The organism is Paenarthrobacter sp. R1, from assembly GCF_030264015.1.
Lineage (GTDB): Bacteria > Actinomycetota > Actinomycetes > Actinomycetales > Micrococcaceae > Arthrobacter > Arthrobacter ureafaciens.
In genome coordinates, this window is sequence record NZ_CP127115.1 from 3,624,321 (window position 1) to 3,639,642 (window position 15,322).

Sequence of the window (15,322 nt, forward strand, 5' to 3'; positions counted from 1 at the left end):
TTCAACGGCGGCGAACCCCAAAACCGCGGAACGCAAAAGCCCCGGTCCGCCTGTTCTGGCGGGCCGGGGCTCCTTGCTAAGGGGTAACGCGACTACTTGGTGATCGGGCCGAGTACCGGATCGTCGACGTAAGCCGTCTTGACGTTCTCAGCAGTAACGATCTGCGGAGGCAGGAGGTACGCCGGAACGGTCTTGACGCCGTTCTTGTACGAATCCTTGTCGTTGATCTCCAGTTCCTTGCCGGCCTGCAGGTCCTTCACCATAGTGATGGCGTGCTCAACCAGCTTGCGGGTGTCCTTGTTGATGGTGGAGTACTGCTCGCCGGCCATGATCGACTTGACGGACTCAACCTCGGAGTCCTGGCCGGTCACAACGGGGAGCGGCTTGCCGGCAGCCTTGACGGAGGTCAGGACTGCGCGGGCCAGGGTGTCGTTCGGGGAGAGAACACCGTCGAGCGAAGCGGAGCCGTAGCTGCCGGTCAGCAGGGTGTCGGCGCGACGCTGGGCGTTTTCAGCCTTCCAACCCTGGGTAACAGCCTGCTCGAAAGCGGTTTGGCCCGAGAGTACCTTGAGGGTGCCGTCGTCGATCTTCGGCTTCAGGACGCTCATGGCGCCGTCGAAGAAGACCTTGGCGTTGGCATCGTCAGGAGAACCGGCAAACAGTTCGATGTTGTACGGGCCGGAGGGCTTCTTGGCCTTCAGTCCGTCCAGCAGTGCCTGTCCCTGCAGCTCGCCAACCTTGAAGTTGTCGTAGGCCACGTAATAGTCCACGTTCTCGGTATTGAGGAGCAGACGGTCGTAGGCGATGACGGTTGCGCCGGCATCCTTGGCCTGCTTGAGCTGGGTACCCAGCTGGGCGCCGTCGATGGCCCCCACAACGATCACCTTGGCACCCTTGGTGACCATGGCGCTGATCTGGTTCTGCTGCTCGGAAACGCCGCCGTTGGCGAACTGAACGTCCGGCTTGAAGCCGGCTTCGTTGAGGCCATCGTTGAACAGCTTCTCCGCGAGGACCCAGTTCTCACTGGTCTTCTGCGGAAGTGCGACGCCGATCAGCGAGTCCTTGGGGAACGCTTCCCCGCCAGCTGTGCTGCTGCTTGAGCCGCTGTCGGAGCGGCCGCAGGCTGTCAGCGCCAGTGCCGCGATGGCAGCGACTGCTGCTGCCTTTCCTGCTTTACCAAACATTCGCATATCTTGGTTCACTTTCTGTTTTGGTGGGGTGGAGCGAGTCTTCCGGGTAATGAAGTTCGTGTATGAAGCTCAGGCTTCCTTGGAGATGACTTCCTTGGTGGAGGTGGTCTCGTCCGGCTTGATGTCGTTGTTGTTGCGCTGGAAGTTCTTCATCAACATGCCCGTGATGGAGCGCTTGCCCTGGGACTTGTTGTAGACGTCGAAGGCGACTGCTGCCAGGAGCACCAGGCCCTTGATGATCTGGGTGAGGTCGGCGCCGACACCCAGCAACTGCAGGCCGTTGTTCAGGACAGCCATGACGAGGCCACCGACGATCGAGCCGATCACGGTACCCACACCACCGGTGACGGCTGCGCCACCGATGAAGACGGCCGCGATTGCATCGAGTTCCCAGCCGACGCCGTCGAACGGACCCGAAGCGGTGGAGCGGCCGACGAAGATCATGCCTGCAAGCCCGGCCAGGACGGACATGTTGAGCATGACCAGGAAGTTGACCTTCTTGGACTGGACGCCGGACAGTTCAGCTGCGTGGCGGTTGCCACCCACGGCGTAGACGTGGCGGCCGATGACGGTCTTGTCCGCAATGAAGCCGTAGATGAGGACCAGGACGGCGAGGATCAGGCCGGGGATGGGGAAGGAGGTTCCAGGACGGCCGGTTGCGAACAGGTACGTGGCGTAGAGGATGGCACCGCAGATCAGGACCAGCTTGGTGACCTCAACCCACAGTTCGGGAACGTCGGCGCCCAGGGCTTTGCTGGCAGCCCGGGCCCGCAGGGACATGACGACGACGAACGCGGCGGCAACGAGGCCGATCAGGAGGGTCAGGTTGTTGAATCCTGTGTCAGGACCGATTTCCGGGAGGTAGCCGGAGCCGAGGTACTGGAAGTCGTTGGGCACCGGGATGGTGTTGGACTTGCCGACGAACTGGTTGAAGCCACGGAACAGGAGCATGCCTGCCAGCGTCACGATGAAGGCCGGGATGCCTACGTAGGCTGTCCAGAACCCTTGCCAGGCACCGATCAGGGCTCCCAGCGCGAGTCCGAAAAGCACGCCCATGTACCAAGGGATTCCCCAGTCACGGATGGCGAGGGCCACGGAAACACCGACGAACGCGGCCACCGAACCTACCGAAAGGTCGATGTGGCCGGCAATGATGACCAGCACCATGCCGATGGCCAGGATCAGGATGTAGGAGTTGCCGTTGAACAGGTTGATCACGTTGCCGGGGGTCAGAGTGCGGCCCTCGGTAAAGATCTGGAAGAAGATGATGAGTGCCACCAGGGCGAAAATCATGCCGAACTGGCGGGTATTGCCACCAAATAGCTTCTTGAGCGCGTTCATTGTTTTGGTCCTTGAGTCAGGAAGGGGCGTTTCGGGGCGACTGGGAGGTCAGGCTGCGGTCTTGCGGTTGGACGTCATGAGCTTCATCAGGCTTTCCTGGCTGGCTTCGTCCTTATTAAGGACACCTGTGATGGCGCCTTCAAAGATGGTGTAGATCCGGTCGGAGAGGCCCAGGAGCTCGGGGAGCTCCGAGGAAATGACGATTACTCCCTTGCCCTGATCTGCCAGGCGCTGGATGATGCCGTAGATCTCGTACTTGGCGCCGACGTCGATGCCTCGGGTCGGTTCGTCAAGGATCAGCAGATCGGGATCGGTGAACATCCATTTGGCCAGCACTACTTTCTGCTGGTTTCCGCCGGAGAGCTTTGCCACGCCCTCTTCCACGGAGGGAGTCTTGGTCCGAAGGGACTTCCGGTATTCCTCTGCGACCTGGAATTCCTTGCGGGTGTCCACCACTGAGTACTTGCTGATCTTGTCCAGTGCCGCAGCGACGGTGGTGGTCTTGATGTCATCCAGCAGGTTCAGGCCCAGGGACTTGCGGTCTTCGGTCACGTAGCCGAGGCCGGCGTCGATCGCTGCCTTGACTGTGCGGAGGTTGACGCGTTTGCCGTCCTTGTAGACCTCGCCGGAGATGAACTTTCCGTAGGAGTGGCCGAAGAGCGAGCGTGCAAGCTCGGTGCGTCCTGCGCCCATCAGACCGGCGAAGCCGACGATCTCGCCGCGGCGTACAAAGAAGTTGGAACCCTTGCAGATGAGCCTGTCCTGGATGACCGGGTGGCCAACCGTCCAGTTCTTGACCTCGAAGAAGACCTCGCCGATCTTCGGTTCGTGGTCCGGGAAGCGGGATTCCAGGGTGCGTCCCACCATGCCCTTGATGATCCGGTCTTCATCCACGCCGTCGCGCTTGACGTTGAGGGTCTCGATGGACTTGCCGTCGCGGATGATCGTGATCTCGTCGGCGATCTGCTCGATCTCGTTGAGCTTGTGGGAAATGATGATGGACGTGATGCCGCGGCCCTTGAGGCCGAGGATCAGGTCCAGCAGGTGCTGCGAATCGGATTCGTTCAGCGCGGCCGTGGGCTCATCGAGGATCAGGAGCTTCACGGACTTGTTCAGTGCCTTGGCGATTTCCACCAGCTGCTGCTTGCCGACGCCGATTTCCTTGATGGGGGTATCCGGGTCTTCGCGCAGGCCTACGCGGGCCAGGAGCTCTACGGAACGACGCCGGGCCTCGGCCCAGTCGATGACGCCCCACTTGGTGGGCTCGTTGCCGAGGAAGATGTTCTCCATGATGGAGAGTTCCGGGATCAGTGCCAGCTCTTGGTGGATGATCACGATGCCGGCGGCTTCGCTTGCCCGGATGTCCTTGAACTGCTGGACTTCGGCTTGGTAAACAATGTCCCCGGTGTAGCTGCCGTAGGGGTAAACACCTGACAGGACCTTCATGAGGGTCGACTTGCCTGCACCGTTTTCTCCACAGATTGCGTGGATCTCACCGGCTTTCACCCGCAGGCTCACGTTCGACAAGGCCTTCACGCCGGGGAATTCCTTCGTGATCGAGCGCATCTCCAAAAGGATGGGATCACCTTGCGTGTCGAGGGTTGTCATCAGCCCTTGCGCCTCCAATGTCTGACTTCGTTGTCGGCCCCGCGGCGGCGGAGCTGTCTGATGAAAAAGTAAACTGTAAACACCATCTTGTCGTCAAGACTTGAACACAAGATGGTGCTAACGATTTGGTTACTAGCCGGTAATGCCGGCGTGTTGGAACACCAATGCGGCTGCGCCCAAGGCCTCTGCGCGCGCGCCGAGCGAGGACATGGCGAGATGCGTCGTCTCCCCGACGACGGGCACCGCGTGGCGTACAAGGCCCCTTCGGATGGGGTCCAGCAACAGGTCCCCGAGGCCGGCGAGGGGGCCGCCCACCACGATGACTTCAGGGTTGATCAGGTTGGAAACGTTGCCCAAGGCGCGTCCCACGGCAAGCCCGGCATCGTCCACCACGCGCTGGGTGGCGGAGTCCCCTGCGAGGCAGTTGCGCACTATGTCCTGGGGTGTCAGGAGGGCGTCCTGCCCCCGGCTCAGCAGCTCGATCATGGTGGTGGTGGACGCTATGGTTTCGAGGCATCCACGGTTCCCGCAGCGGCAGACAAGGCCGTGTTCGTGGATGGTGGCGTGGCCGATTTCTCCGGTGATTCCGACGTTGCCGTAATAGGGCGCGCCGTTCAGGATCAAGCCGGCACCGATGCCCGAACCGATCTTGAGGAACATCAGGTTGGACACACCGCTGTGCGGTCCCCAGGTGACCTCGGACAGGGCGCCCAGATTGGCGTCGTTGTCAACGAAGACGGGGCATTGGAGCGCTTCTTCGAGTCTGTGGAGGATGTCGATGCCCACCCATTCGGGGAGGATTGCCCCTTGCGCTACGGTGCCGCTGCGGCGGTCGATGGGCCCAGGGATGCCGGCTCCGGCCCCGACTACCGCGCTGGGGTCGATGCTGTTTTCCTCAAGGAGCCTCCCCAGGAGCCGGACAGCTGCGGCGATGCCTTCTTCTGCTTTGTGGCCGAGCGGCAGCTCGATGTACTCCTCGGCGATCACGTGGTAGCCGAGGGAGGCCAGCACTACCCGCAAGTGGCGCCTGCCGAAGTCGATTCCGACGGCGACAGCCCCGTTGCTGTTGAGCCTCACGTTCGTGGCGCGGCGGCCTGAACTGGTGGTCGGCTCCGTGGAGACGAGGCCCGCATCCTGCATGATTTTCACGATGTTGGAAACGGTGGCCGTTGACAGGCCGGTCTGCCGGGAAAGCTCGGCCTGGGTGGATGGCCCGCTCAGTAGGCACTCGATGATCCGCTGCTGGTTGAGGTGGCGAAGTGCGGACTGTGAGCCGGGTTTTCTCGGATGGCTCTTCGTTGAGCGCTGCGTAGCGGGCATGACAAGAAGAGTGCCCCACAAAGAGCCTTGTAGTCAAGAAGTGAACACAACGAGTAAATCTTGAGCGACATACTCCAACGCAGGGACGCCAGTAGGGCCGGGCGATGTGCCCTGCCTGCCAAGCATCCGGGTCCAAATGTCCCAGCCTGCGATGGCCCGGCGCGCCTAGGCTGGAACCAAGTACCCCCGGACCTACCAGCGCCGGGCCCCGGAGAACCAAGGTGGTAACGATGCTGCTCTCAGTCCTGCAGGCCAACGCCTCCGTCCTGGACGTGGACGCAAACCTTCGGACTATTGACGACGCCGCACAGCGGGCATCGAAGGCAGGGGCTGCGTTATTGCTGACGCCCGAGCTCTTCCCGGTGGGCTATGCACCGCTCCGGATCCACGCCGGGATGGATCCGGCCACGTTGCCCGGGATCCGCGAGCGGCTTGCCCGGATCGCTAGGACTCATGGCATCGGCCTGGTGTATAGCCTCCCGGCATCGGCCAAAGAAGCGCACGACGACGGCGCCGAGCCAGCATCCGCGGAGAGGCGCTGGCATATCTCGGCTACTTTGTTGGACGCCTCCGGGAAAGAAATCCTGACGTACAACAAGGTCCACCTCTTCGGCGAGGAAGAGCACAAGGCGTTCGTCGGCTCCCAGGAACCTCCCGCCGTCGTGGATTTCAACGGCATCCGCACATCGATGCTGATCTGCTACGACGTCGAGTTCCCGGAAGCCGTGCGCGCGGCAGCGGGCCGCGGTGCGGAACTGTTGCTGGTACCCACGGCGTTATCCGCCGGCTTCGACAACGTGCCCCAGGTCCTCATCCGCGCGCGGGCGCTGGAGAGCCAACTGCATGTGGCCTACGCCAACCACTCCGGGCACGAGGACATCTACAACTTCCTTGGCGGAAGCGTCGTAGCCGGTCCCGATGGTTCATTGCTCGCCGCGGCGGGGGAGGGGGCTGCGTTGCTTTTCGCCGAGGTTGGAACGGAAGCTGTCAAAGCGGCCCGTGCCGAGGTCCCTTACTTGAAGGACCGCCGCCCGGACCTCTACGCGACATGGGAAGCTAGTCCGCGTCGAGGCTTCGCCGGCGCGCCTTGAGCGCGGAACCCACAGCAGCCATGAGCGCTGCCGTCAGGATGATGGCAAGAAGGGCGGGATAAGAAGCACCGAGTTCGAAGCGAAAGCCGCCCTGGGAGACTTCGGATCCGTCGAGGTGAACCGTACCCGAAACCCCTTGCGCCGATACGACGCTGGTTACGATGGTCCCGATCACGGCCGCAGCCAGGGCCACTATGACGGCGATTCGGACGGCAAAGGTTGGACGACGCAATATGGGCACGGTTTTCTCCTCGCTGGAATGACCTGTGTCGGCTTGCTTGGCATGCTATGTGACCTATGCGGGCTCATGACTGGTCTGCGCAAAATTAGGTGCCGAATCCGCCCAAATTAGGTGCTGAAAAGCTCTTGCACAGACTTCCGCGAGGAAATCTAGGTGGTGCCCGGTGCCTGCTCCTCCACATACTGCAGGGCGATCCACAGCTCCGCCCGCACCTGCGCAGCGTTGAGGTCCATGTCCAGCAGTTCAGCGATCACGCCGATCTGCCGCCGGACGCTGTTGCGGTGCAGTCCGAGCAGTTTGGCGGACGCGTCCCAGCTTCCGTTTTCGGTGAGCCACCCACGCAGGACGGACAGCAGCGGATCGCGGCGCTCGGGCTCCAAGGAAAGCAGGGGCCCCAGCAGGCGCTCGGCGAGCATGGTCCCTGCCTCCCGGCCCAGCAGTCCCGTCACGGACCAGTTCACCTCATCGACGCGGGCGCTCACGCCGGTGGACAGCACGCGCGGCCTTAACGAGCCCACGCGCTGGTAGGCCGCCGATAAACCGCCCAGCTCGGTGGGTTCGCCGATCACCAGTCGCCAGCCGAGTTTCTCGACATCTGCCAGCAGGGAATCATCAACACGCAGGCGGGTGATAGCGGCGAATCCGTAGTCCGTGATCTCCACGAGCTTGGTGTCGAACAGGCGACGCCATTGCAGCAGTTCACGCACTGGTCCGTCATCCACGGAACCGTCAACCTTGACGCCCTGGATGACCCGCATCTGGCCTGACCGGGTAGAGGACAGGCTTTGTGCCAAGAGGTCCTTGAGCCCGTTGAGTTGTTTGGTCCCGCCCGAGACAAGCGTTTCCGGGTGAAGCAGCATGGCCGTGGCCAGTTGGCTTGGTGCCAGTGAACCGCTGGTCCGCTGCCGCACCAGCAACTCCAACAACCCCACGGCCGACTGCACCACGTTGTTCTGGGCCGGCGTCAGCGCAACGTCCGAACCCAAGATGAGCGCCCCGAGGTTTGCGTCCTTGGTGCTGCGCAGCGGATGCCCCACCACCAGGGCCGACCCCGGCTGTTCGAACCCGTCCATCTCCACCCGCGGGCCGCTGCCGGACAGCAGCCGTTCCAGCATGGGTGCCAGTAGGGAATGGTCGACGCCGGTGATGCCGCCGGTGCTGTGGCCGCGGGCTCGGACGCGCCCATCCGCGCCGAACAGCACCGCCCACACCGGCACCCGCTGAACCAGGGCGGCGAGGAGTTCGTGCTCGGGCCTGGGGGAGAGGACCGCCCGCATCAGTTGGCGGTTTGTTTCCGCGAGCTGCCGGAAAACCCGTGCATTGTCCGACTCCAACAACTGCGAAAATTCCAGCCCGATCGCGGCGAACGGCAGGGACTCGGGCACTTCGAACAAGGTGAGGTTGTGCGTTCGGCAAGCGTCAAGCAGGACGTCGGGAACGGCGTCGAAATAGGGCCTGATACCGAACCCGAGCGCGGCCACCTTCGCATCGACCAACCTTCGGACATACGCGTCCACTTTGTCCGCCGAGCCGCCCTCGCCCAGGAACGGCAACCCGGAGGTAAGCAGGAACTCGCCCTCGGGCAGGTACGGCGTCGGATCCTCGAGCTCGCTCGGTTCCACCCAGCGCAGCAGCGAGGCGCCGCTGCCGCCGTCGTGAAGCATCTTCAACTCCGGCGGCAGCTGCTCGAGGAACTGCTCAAGCGTGACGAAACTCAGGCGGGCGGCGGCGGGTTCAGGCAACATTGCCCTGCCCGGCGGCGGCCGGCTCCTGGTAGTCCGGGCACTGGTATGCGCTGCTCCGGTAGGCACGCGGCAGCCGCGGCGCGATCCGGTTGATGATTTCATCTCCATGGCTGCCGATCGCGGCACCCCAGTCATCCGCGCTCGCGGCTCCCTCCGCGGGGTCGCCGAACAGGACTGCAGTGTTCCCGACGTCGATTCCCGTGGCATCCGGTCCCAGGTCAACCATGAACTGGTCCATGCAGACTTTGCCGATCACCGGCACCCTCCGCCCTGCGATGTTTACGACGGAACGTCCGCTGATGCCCTTCGGAATGCCGTCCGCGTACCCCAAGGGGATGAGGCCAAGGTAGCGGGGTTCGTAGGTGATGGCTTGGTGTTCGTAGCTGACCCCGGTTCCCGCCGGGACCTTCTTGACCATCACCAAGGGAGCTGTGACGCTGAGGGCCGGGCGGAGTCCGAAGTCAGCCGGATCCAGGTGGTCCGCCGGCGCCAGGCCATAGATGGCGAGGCCGGCGCGCACCATGTCGAAGTGGAATTCGGGCCGTTCCAGGATGTTGGCCGAGCTGGAAACATGCCTCAGTTCCGGCGTCAGCCCGGCTTCCCGCGCCGCGCTGACGGCGTCCTCGAACCCGGCCACGGCTGCTGCGTTGCCGGGGTGGGCGGGGACGTCTGCCCAGGCCAGGTGCGTCCACACGCCGCGCACGCGCAGGGTCCCTTCGAGTTCGGCCTGGCGCGCCCGCGCCACCAGTGCGGCCCAGTCCTCCTTGCGCGCGCCGCCGCGACTGAGGCCGCTGTCCAGTTCCAGATGTACGACGGCGGGACGGCCCAAGTCCTTCGCGATGCCTGCCAGCACCTCCAGTTGGTGGACGCTTCCGAGTGAGACATCGATGGAGTTTTCGAGGGCTTCGCGGATGGTGTCGCTCGTCTGTGATGCCAGATACAACCAGGAAAGGATAGGTTCGGTGATACCGGCTTTCCGCAATTCGATGGCTTCCGACAGCTGCGCGGTGCCAAGCCAGTGAGCCCCCGCTTCGATTGCCGTGCGGGCCACTTCCACCAGGCCGTGACCGTACGCATTGCCTTTGACGACGGCCATGAAGAAGGGCGCCTTGGCCCGTTTCTTCAAAGCTTTGACGTTGTCTGAAATAGCAGACAGGTCCACGCTGACCTGGCCGGAAAGAGTCGCCGCGAGGGGCGATAATTGATGTGCATTACGTCTCATGGTGGATCACTATAGGTCATTTTGCACCAGCCTGAGAGTTGGCTCACATGCCAGTCTTGATGAGGGGAAACCGACAACTACTCAGAAGGGACGTCAACGGTGACTGTGCCTGTGAACACCCAAGACCCAACCCCGGCAAGCCTCACCCGGCTTGGCCTCGGCGCCCAATTGCTGCGCCGGAAGCCCATCGCGCAGATGGCCGGGGAAGCCGGAAGCAGCGAAAGCGGCACGCCCCTGGTCCGCAGCTTCGGCGTCCTGCAGCTGACCATGATCAGCGTAGGCGCCACGCTCGGCACCGGCATTTTGGTCATCCTCGGCGAATCCGTCCCGCTGGCCGGTCCGGCCATCTGGATCTCGTTCGTCATTGCAGGCCTCGCGGCATTGCTCTCGGCGGTCTCCTACGCGGAGATGGCCGGGCTGGTGCCCGTCGCCGGTTCCAGCTACTCCTACTCCTACGCCACCATGGGCGAAGGCATGGCCTGGATCTGTGGCTGGTGCCTCGTGCTGGAATATGCCGTGTCCGTGGCGGCGGTCGCCGTCGGTGCAGGACAGTACGTCAACGAGACACTCGCCGCTTTTGGGCAGGTCCTGCCTGACGCGATGAGCCAGCCGCCGGGGGACGGCGGCGTCGTGAACATTCCCGCGATGGTCATCGTGCTCCTGGCCATGGCCCTGCTGGTCCGGGGAGCCCGGGAGAGCGCCTGGATCAACACCGCGATCGTCGCCGTCAAGGTGGGCATCCTGCTGTTCTTCTGCGCCGTTGCCTTCACTGCTTTCAATGCCGGCAACTTCGAACCCCTCCTTCCCATGGGCGCAGCCGGAGTCTCCGCAGCTGCCTCGAGCGTCTTCTTCTCCTACATCGGCTTCGATGCAGCATCCACTGCCGGCGAAGAAGCCCGGAACCCCAAGCGGGACATGCCCCGCGCCATCATGCTCTCCATGGTGATCGTCACCAGCATCTACGTCCTGGTGGCCGTTGCAGCCATCGGAGCCAGGCCCTGGGGATGGTTCGACGGTACAGAAGCTGCGTTGGTGCAGATCCTGCACGAAATCACGGGTCAGCCCTGGATTGCCCTCGTCTTCTCCGTCGGCGCGGTCCTCGCGATCGCCAGCATTGTGCTCACCGTCCTCTACGGCCAGACCCGCATCCTCCTGTCCATGTCCCGCGACGGCATGGTGCCAAAGGTCTTCGGCCGCGTCTCCCGCCGCACCGGCACTCCGGTGACGGGAACGCTGATCGTGGGCGTCGCCGTCGCGCTCGCCGCCGGCCTGGTTCCGCTGGGTGCACTGGCAGACGCCACCAGCATCGGAACCCTCTTCGCGTTCGCCTTGGTCAACGTTGCGGTGATCTACCTGCGCCGCAACCGTCCGGACCTCAAGCGCAGCTTCCGGGTCCCGCTGTACCCGGTTACTCCCGTGCTGGGAACACTCATGTGCGCCTACCTCATGGCCAACCTCGGCGCCGATACGTGGCTCGTTTTCGGTGCCTGGATGCTGGTAGGCATCGCGATCTACTTCGGCTATGGACGCCGGAATTCCAAGGTAGCCGCGCTCAGCGAGCAGGACTACCGTGAACTGACCACCAGGGCCGTGAGCCCGGAAACTGTGAAAGCAGAGAACGCATGACCATCGCCACCGAATTTCCCACAGCCGACGGCGCCGCCGGAGCAGCCGACCGCGCACCCGAAGCGCCCATCACCATGCTGAACCCGGACTTCCCGTTCAGCTACGACCACTACCTTGCCCACCCGGCCGGCCTTGGCTCGGTTCCCGAAGAGCGTTACGGCACCGAGGTAGCCGTCATCGGCGCCGGACTGTCCGGCATTGTCACCGCCTATGAACTGATGAAGCTGGGACTCCGGCCCGTGATCTACGAGGCCGACCAGATCGGCGGCCGCCTCCGGACGGCCAGCTTCCCGTCGGCACCCGGCGTCACGGCCGACCTTGGCGGCATGCGTTTCCCCGTCTCCGGCAAGGCCTTCTACCACTACATAGACTTGCTCGGCCTGGAAACGCAGGAGTTCCCCAACCCGTTGGCCCCGGTCACGTCCAGCACTGTGATCGAACTGGCAGGCAAGAAGCACTACGCCGCCACACCTGATGACCTGCCCGCTTTCTTCCATGAGGTAGCCGACGCCTGGAGAGACGCCATCAAGGATGGTGCCGCCTTCACGGAAATGCAGGAAGCCATCAAGGCCCGGGACACCACGCGCATCAAGGAACTCTGGAACGAACTCCTGCCCGAACTCGACGAGCAGACCTTCTACGGGTTTATCGCCGCGAGCAAGTCCTTCAAAGACGCCGGCTTCGCGCACCGTGAAGCGTTCGGCCAGGTGGGCTTCGGCACGGGAGGCTGGGACACGGATTTCCCCAACTCCATCCTCGAAATCCTCCGCGTCGTGTACACGGACGCCGACGACCAGCACCGGCTGATCCGGGGCGGAGCGCAAAGGCTCCCCGAGGCACTCTGGAACCACGCGCCGTCGGACATCAAGCATTGGCCGCAGGGCACCTCGCTGGCGTCCCTGCACTCAGGTTCGCCGCGCGGCGCGGTGGACAACATCCGGCGCGCAGCCAACGGCGACCTGGTGGTCCGGGAAAGCTGGGGCCGCGAGGCGACGTATCCGGCAGTGGTGACAACGTGCCAGTCGTGGCTGCTTTCCACGCGTATCCACACCGAAGAAGCCCTGTTCCCGTCCGAGCTGTGGACTGCCATTGAACGCTCGCACTACATGCAGTCGTCCAAGACGTTCGTGATGGTGGACCGGCCGTTCTGGAAGGACATCGATCCCGAAACCGGCCGCGAAGTCCTCTCCATGACCCTCACCGACCGCCTCAACCGGGCAACGTACCTGCTCGACGACGGCCCGGACAAGCCCGCGGTCATCCTCCTGTCCTACACATGGAACGACGACGCCCTGAAATGGCTCGCCCTCACCGCCGAAGAGCGCGTCAAGCTCATGCTGCACTCGTTGGAGCAGATCTACCCTGGCGTGGACATCGCCAGCCACATCGTGGGCCAGCCCATCACCGTGTCCTGGGAAGCCGACCCCAACTTCATGGGAGCGTTCAAGGCCAACCTCCCCGGCCACTACCGCTACCAGCAGCGGCTGTTCACGCACTTCAAGCAGGACAAGCTTCCGGAGAGCCAGCGCGGGATCTTCCTTGCCGGGGATGACGTGTCCTTCACCGCCGGATGGGCCGAAGGCGCCGTGACCACGGGCCTGAACGCCGTATGGGGCGTGGTCAACCACTTGGGCGGTTCCTCCGCAGCTGCCAACCCGGGGCCGGGTGAGCTACTGGACGAGCTCGGGCCAATCAGCCTGGACTAGTTGGGGCCTAGGCGCCGTGCAACTGGCGGTGCGCCGCAGCGAGCTCCCGGTAGTGGGCGGCGTTGTGCTTCACGCCGTCGAACTCATCGTCGGTCAGTTCGCGACGGACCTTTGCAGGCACCCCGGCAACCAGCGACCGCGGGGGAATGACCGTGCCTTCAAGGACCACGGCGCCGGCGGCCACCAGCGAACCCGTACCGATCACAGCTCCGTTGAGGATGGTGGCACTCATGCCGATGAGGCAGTCGTCCTCCACGGTGCAGCCATGGACCACTGCGCTGTGGCCGACTGACACGCGCTCGCCGACCGTGCAGGGAAAGCCCGGGTCCGCGTGCAGGACCACATTGTCCTGGAGGTTGGAGCCTGCGCCGACGCTGATCGCGGCAGTGTCCGCGCGAACGGAGACGCCGTAGAAGGCGCTGGAATCTTCGGCCAGCGTTGCCTTGCCGATGATCGACGCTGTGGGGGCCACAAAGGCAGTTTCATGGATGTCCGGGGTGTCCCCGGCAAAGGTGTAAGAGGGAGCCATGCCTCCCAGCTTAAGTCACGCCCTTCCCCAACTGGGTAGCAGCAGAGCACGTTATGAGGGCTCAGAACGCGCACAAATGCGACCTACTTGGGGGAGGGGGTGCGCAGAACCAGGAACTGGTAGTGCTGGGCCCAGTTGCCTGCGCCGGGCCCGGATTCCTCCCCGGTTCCCTCGGGCCACGTCTGGAAATGCTCTACGCTGCCGTGCTCACCGAAGATCCGCTGCAAGGTCTGGTCGCTGCGGCGGCTGAAGAAGCGGCGGGGCTCGTCGAGGTCTTCGGGGTTGAGCACCTCTTCGTCCTCCCCGGACCAGAGCCCGACGCCGATCGGGGCACCTGCCGCTGTGACCCGCACGAGTTCGCGGACGACGTCGTGGATGCTGCTGTTCGGCACGTGCAGAAGCGTGCTCATGCTCCATGCCGCATCGAAGGCAGCGTCGGGAAAGGGCAGGCTGCGGCCGTTCGCCACGGAACAGTCGAGTCCGTGGGCTCGCGCCACATGGATACTCTCCGGGGATAGGTCGACCCCGGTGTAGTGCAGCCCGGCCTGGACAAAAGCCAGTCCTTCTACGCCCGTGCCGCAGCCCAGCTCCATCAAGGAGTGCCGGTGTTCACGTTTCAGCAGCCGAACAAACCACTCCCGGGCTTCAACACGGTGCGGCGTCAGGGAACGGGTATTGCGGAGCGCGGCGTGGCGGTCGTAGTAGGTGGCCAGGTCGGCGTCGGGATCGGGCATGCCCTGCATAGCCCCAGCGTAGATCGCCAAAGTGACTGGCAGTAGGGGTTGTTCTGAGCGCTCAGAACAACCCCTGCTGCCAGTCAGTTGGGAAAGGAGTTAGTTGAACACCACGGTCCGGGTGCCGTCCAGGAGTACCCGGTGTTCGGCGTGCCACTGGACTGCCTGAACCAGGGTACGGCCCTCCACGTCCCGCCCCATCTGGACGAATTGGGCAGCAGTGCGGGCGTGGTCAACACGGATCACTTCCTGCTCGATGATGGGACCCTCGTCCAGGTCTGCGGTGACGTAGTGGGCTGTAGCGCCGATGAGCTTCACCCCGCGGGCATGGGCCTGGTGGTAGGGCTTGGCGCCCTTGAACGACGGAAGGAAGGAGTGGTGGATGTTGATGGCCTTGCCGTTCAACTCCCTGCACAGATCGTTGGAGAGGACCTGCATGTAGCGCGCCAGGACCGTCAGTTCAACATCGTGTTCCTTGATCAGCTTCAGGAGCTCGGCCTCGGCCTGTGGCTTGGTGTCGGCCGTGACAGGGATGTGGTGGAACGGGATGCCGTAGAACTCGGCCAGCGACTCCAGGTCCCGGTGGTTGGACACGATGGCGGGCACCTCGATGGGCAAGGTCCCGGCACGCTGCTGGAAGAGGAGGTCGTTGAGGCAGTGGGCGTCCTTGGAGCACATGATGATGGTCCGGACCTTGCGGCCTACCGGATTGATCTGCCACGTCATCCCGAAGGACTCGGCAACCGGCCGCAGGGCTTCCGCCAGTTCCGCCTGGGGGCTCGACGTCGTAACCTCCACGCGCATGAAGAAGTTGCCGGTGCTGGGGCTTCCGTACTGCTGGGAGTCGGCGATGTTGCAACCGGCCTCAAGGAGGGCGCCGGCAACAGCGTGGACGATGCCGGGACGGTCGGGGCAGGACAGGGTTACAACGAAAGCGGAGTCAGTCACGCGGACAAGCCTACCCGCGGG

13 protein-coding genes are annotated in these 15,322 nt (G+C 63.8%); 3 read left to right on the forward strand and 10 right to left on the reverse strand.

Annotated elements, in window-relative coordinates; genetic code table 11:
* Positions 1 to 92: 92 nt before the first annotated feature.
* From QN084_RS17490 to QN084_RS17505, 4 genes are all read right to left on the reverse strand, one after another.
* Positions 93 to 1,190, reverse strand: coding sequence for a substrate-binding domain-containing protein (locus QN084_RS17490; protein ID WP_043427207.1), 1,098 nt, complete (start codon positions 1,188 to 1,190; stop codon positions 93 to 95).
* 69 nt (positions 1,191 to 1,259) lie between these two features.
* Positions 1,260 to 2,531 (reverse strand): multiple monosaccharide ABC transporter permease, encoded by a 1,272-nt coding sequence (gene mmsB / locus QN084_RS17495; RefSeq protein ID WP_021474119.1) that lies wholly within the window; start codon positions 2,529 to 2,531, stop codon positions 1,260 to 1,262.
* Positions 2,532 to 2,579: 48 nt separating this feature from the next.
* Positions 2,580 to 4,139, reverse strand: coding sequence for a multiple monosaccharide ABC transporter ATP-binding protein (gene mmsA, locus QN084_RS17500; protein WP_021474120.1), 1,560 nt, complete (start codon positions 4,137 to 4,139; stop codon positions 2,580 to 2,582).
* Positions 4,140 to 4,271: 132 nt separating this feature from the next.
* The gene (locus QN084_RS17505; RefSeq protein ID WP_062095646.1) at positions 4,272 to 5,459 is read right to left on the reverse strand and encodes an ROK family transcriptional regulator; all 1,188 of its coding nucleotides are present in this window, start codon (positions 5,457 to 5,459) and stop codon (positions 4,272 to 4,274) included.
* 230 nt (positions 5,460 to 5,689) lie between these two features.
* Here QN084_RS17505 and QN084_RS17510 point away from each other — a divergent pair, with 230 nt between their 5' ends.
* Positions 5,690 to 6,550 (forward strand): nitrilase-related carbon-nitrogen hydrolase, encoded by an 861-nt coding sequence (locus QN084_RS17510; RefSeq protein ID WP_069694828.1) that lies wholly within the window; start codon positions 5,690 to 5,692, stop codon positions 6,548 to 6,550.
* On the opposite strand, the gene QN084_RS17515 is transcribed toward QN084_RS17510, so the two are convergent.
* The 3 genes from QN084_RS17515 to alr form a co-directional block, all read right to left on the reverse strand.
* Positions 6,516 to 6,791, reverse strand: coding sequence for a hypothetical protein (locus tag QN084_RS17515; protein WP_021474123.1), 276 nt, complete (start codon positions 6,789 to 6,791; stop codon positions 6,516 to 6,518). The genes QN084_RS17510 and QN084_RS17515 overlap by 35 nt on opposite strands.
* A 149-nt stretch (positions 6,792 to 6,940) precedes the next feature.
* Positions 6,941 to 8,536, reverse strand: a complete 1,596-nt coding sequence (locus tag QN084_RS17520) for a PucR family transcriptional regulator (protein WP_069694827.1) — start codon at positions 8,534 to 8,536, stop codon at positions 6,941 to 6,943.
* The gene (gene alr / locus QN084_RS17525) at positions 8,526 to 9,758 is read right to left on the reverse strand and encodes an alanine racemase (protein WP_205679725.1); all 1,233 of its coding nucleotides are present in this window, start codon (positions 9,756 to 9,758) and stop codon (positions 8,526 to 8,528) included. Before alr ends, QN084_RS17520 begins: the two co-directional genes overlap by 11 nt.
* 195 nt (positions 9,759 to 9,953) lie before the next feature.
* Between alr and QN084_RS17530 the strand changes: the two genes are divergently transcribed.
* Together QN084_RS17530 and QN084_RS17535 are read left to right on the forward strand one after the other, a co-directional pair.
* Positions 9,954 to 11,384 (forward strand): amino acid permease, encoded by a 1,431-nt coding sequence (locus QN084_RS17530; protein WP_259363012.1) that lies wholly within the window; start codon positions 9,954 to 9,956, stop codon positions 11,382 to 11,384.
* Positions 11,381 to 13,090 (forward strand): flavin monoamine oxidase family protein, encoded by a 1,710-nt coding sequence (locus tag QN084_RS17535; protein WP_170828577.1) that lies wholly within the window; start codon positions 11,381 to 11,383, stop codon positions 13,088 to 13,090. The genes QN084_RS17530 and QN084_RS17535 overlap by 4 nt, the downstream gene beginning before the upstream one ends.
* Before the next feature lie 7 nt (positions 13,091 to 13,097).
* Here the strand turns inward: QN084_RS17535 and QN084_RS17540 are convergent, their stop codons facing one another.
* The 3 genes from QN084_RS17540 to purU all read right to left on the reverse strand — a co-directional run bounded on the left by QN084_RS17540 (position 13,098) and on the right by purU (position 15,301).
* Positions 13,098 to 13,619: a gamma carbonic anhydrase family protein gene (locus tag QN084_RS17540; RefSeq protein WP_069694826.1), complete on the reverse strand. Its 522-nt coding sequence runs from the start codon at positions 13,617 to 13,619 to the stop codon at positions 13,098 to 13,100.
* 83 nt (positions 13,620 to 13,702) lie between these two features.
* Positions 13,703 to 14,362: a class I SAM-dependent methyltransferase gene (locus QN084_RS17545; RefSeq protein ID WP_069694825.1), complete on the reverse strand. Its 660-nt coding sequence runs from the start codon at positions 14,360 to 14,362 to the stop codon at positions 13,703 to 13,705.
* Positions 14,363 to 14,452: 90 nt separating this feature from the next.
* Positions 14,453 to 15,301: a formyltetrahydrofolate deformylase gene (gene purU, locus QN084_RS17550; protein WP_021474130.1), complete on the reverse strand. Its 849-nt coding sequence runs from the start codon at positions 15,299 to 15,301 to the stop codon at positions 14,453 to 14,455.
* Between the last annotated feature and the right edge of the window lie 21 nt (positions 15,302 to 15,322).

Coding starts and splice junctions, on each gene's coding strand:
- QN084_RS17540 (WP_069694826.1), bottom strand. CDS start 13,619: ATGGCTCCCTCTTACACCTTTGCCGGGGACACCCCGGACATCCATGAA.
- QN084_RS17505 (WP_062095646.1), bottom strand. CDS start 5,459: ATGCCCGCTACGCAGCGCTCAACGAAGAGCCATCCGAGAAAACCCGGC.
- QN084_RS17535 (WP_170828577.1), top strand. CDS start 11,381: ATGACCATCGCCACCGAATTTCCCACAGCCGACGGCGCCGCCGGAGCA.
- QN084_RS17510 (WP_069694828.1), top strand. CDS start 5,690: ATGCTGCTCTCAGTCCTGCAGGCCAACGCCTCCGTCCTGGACGTGGAC.
- QN084_RS17520 (WP_069694827.1), bottom strand. CDS start 8,536: ATGTTGCCTGAACCCGCCGCCGCCCGCCTGAGTTTCGTCACGCTTGAG.
- mmsA (WP_021474120.1), bottom strand. CDS start 4,139: ATGACAACCCTCGACACGCAAGGTGATCCCATCCTTTTGGAGATGCGC.
- mmsB (WP_021474119.1), bottom strand. CDS start 2,531: ATGAACGCGCTCAAGAAGCTATTTGGTGGCAATACCCGCCAGTTCGGC.
- QN084_RS17530 (WP_259363012.1), top strand. CDS start 9,954: ATGGCCGGGGAAGCCGGAAGCAGCGAAAGCGGCACGCCCCTGGTCCGC.
- alr (WP_205679725.1), bottom strand. CDS start 9,758: ATGAGACGTAATGCACATCAATTATCGCCCCTCGCGGCGACTCTTTCC.
- QN084_RS17490 (WP_043427207.1), bottom strand. CDS start 1,190: ATGCGAATGTTTGGTAAAGCAGGAAAGGCAGCAGCAGTCGCTGCCATC.
- QN084_RS17545 (WP_069694825.1), bottom strand. CDS start 14,362: ATGCAGGGCATGCCCGATCCCGACGCCGACCTGGCCACCTACTACGAC.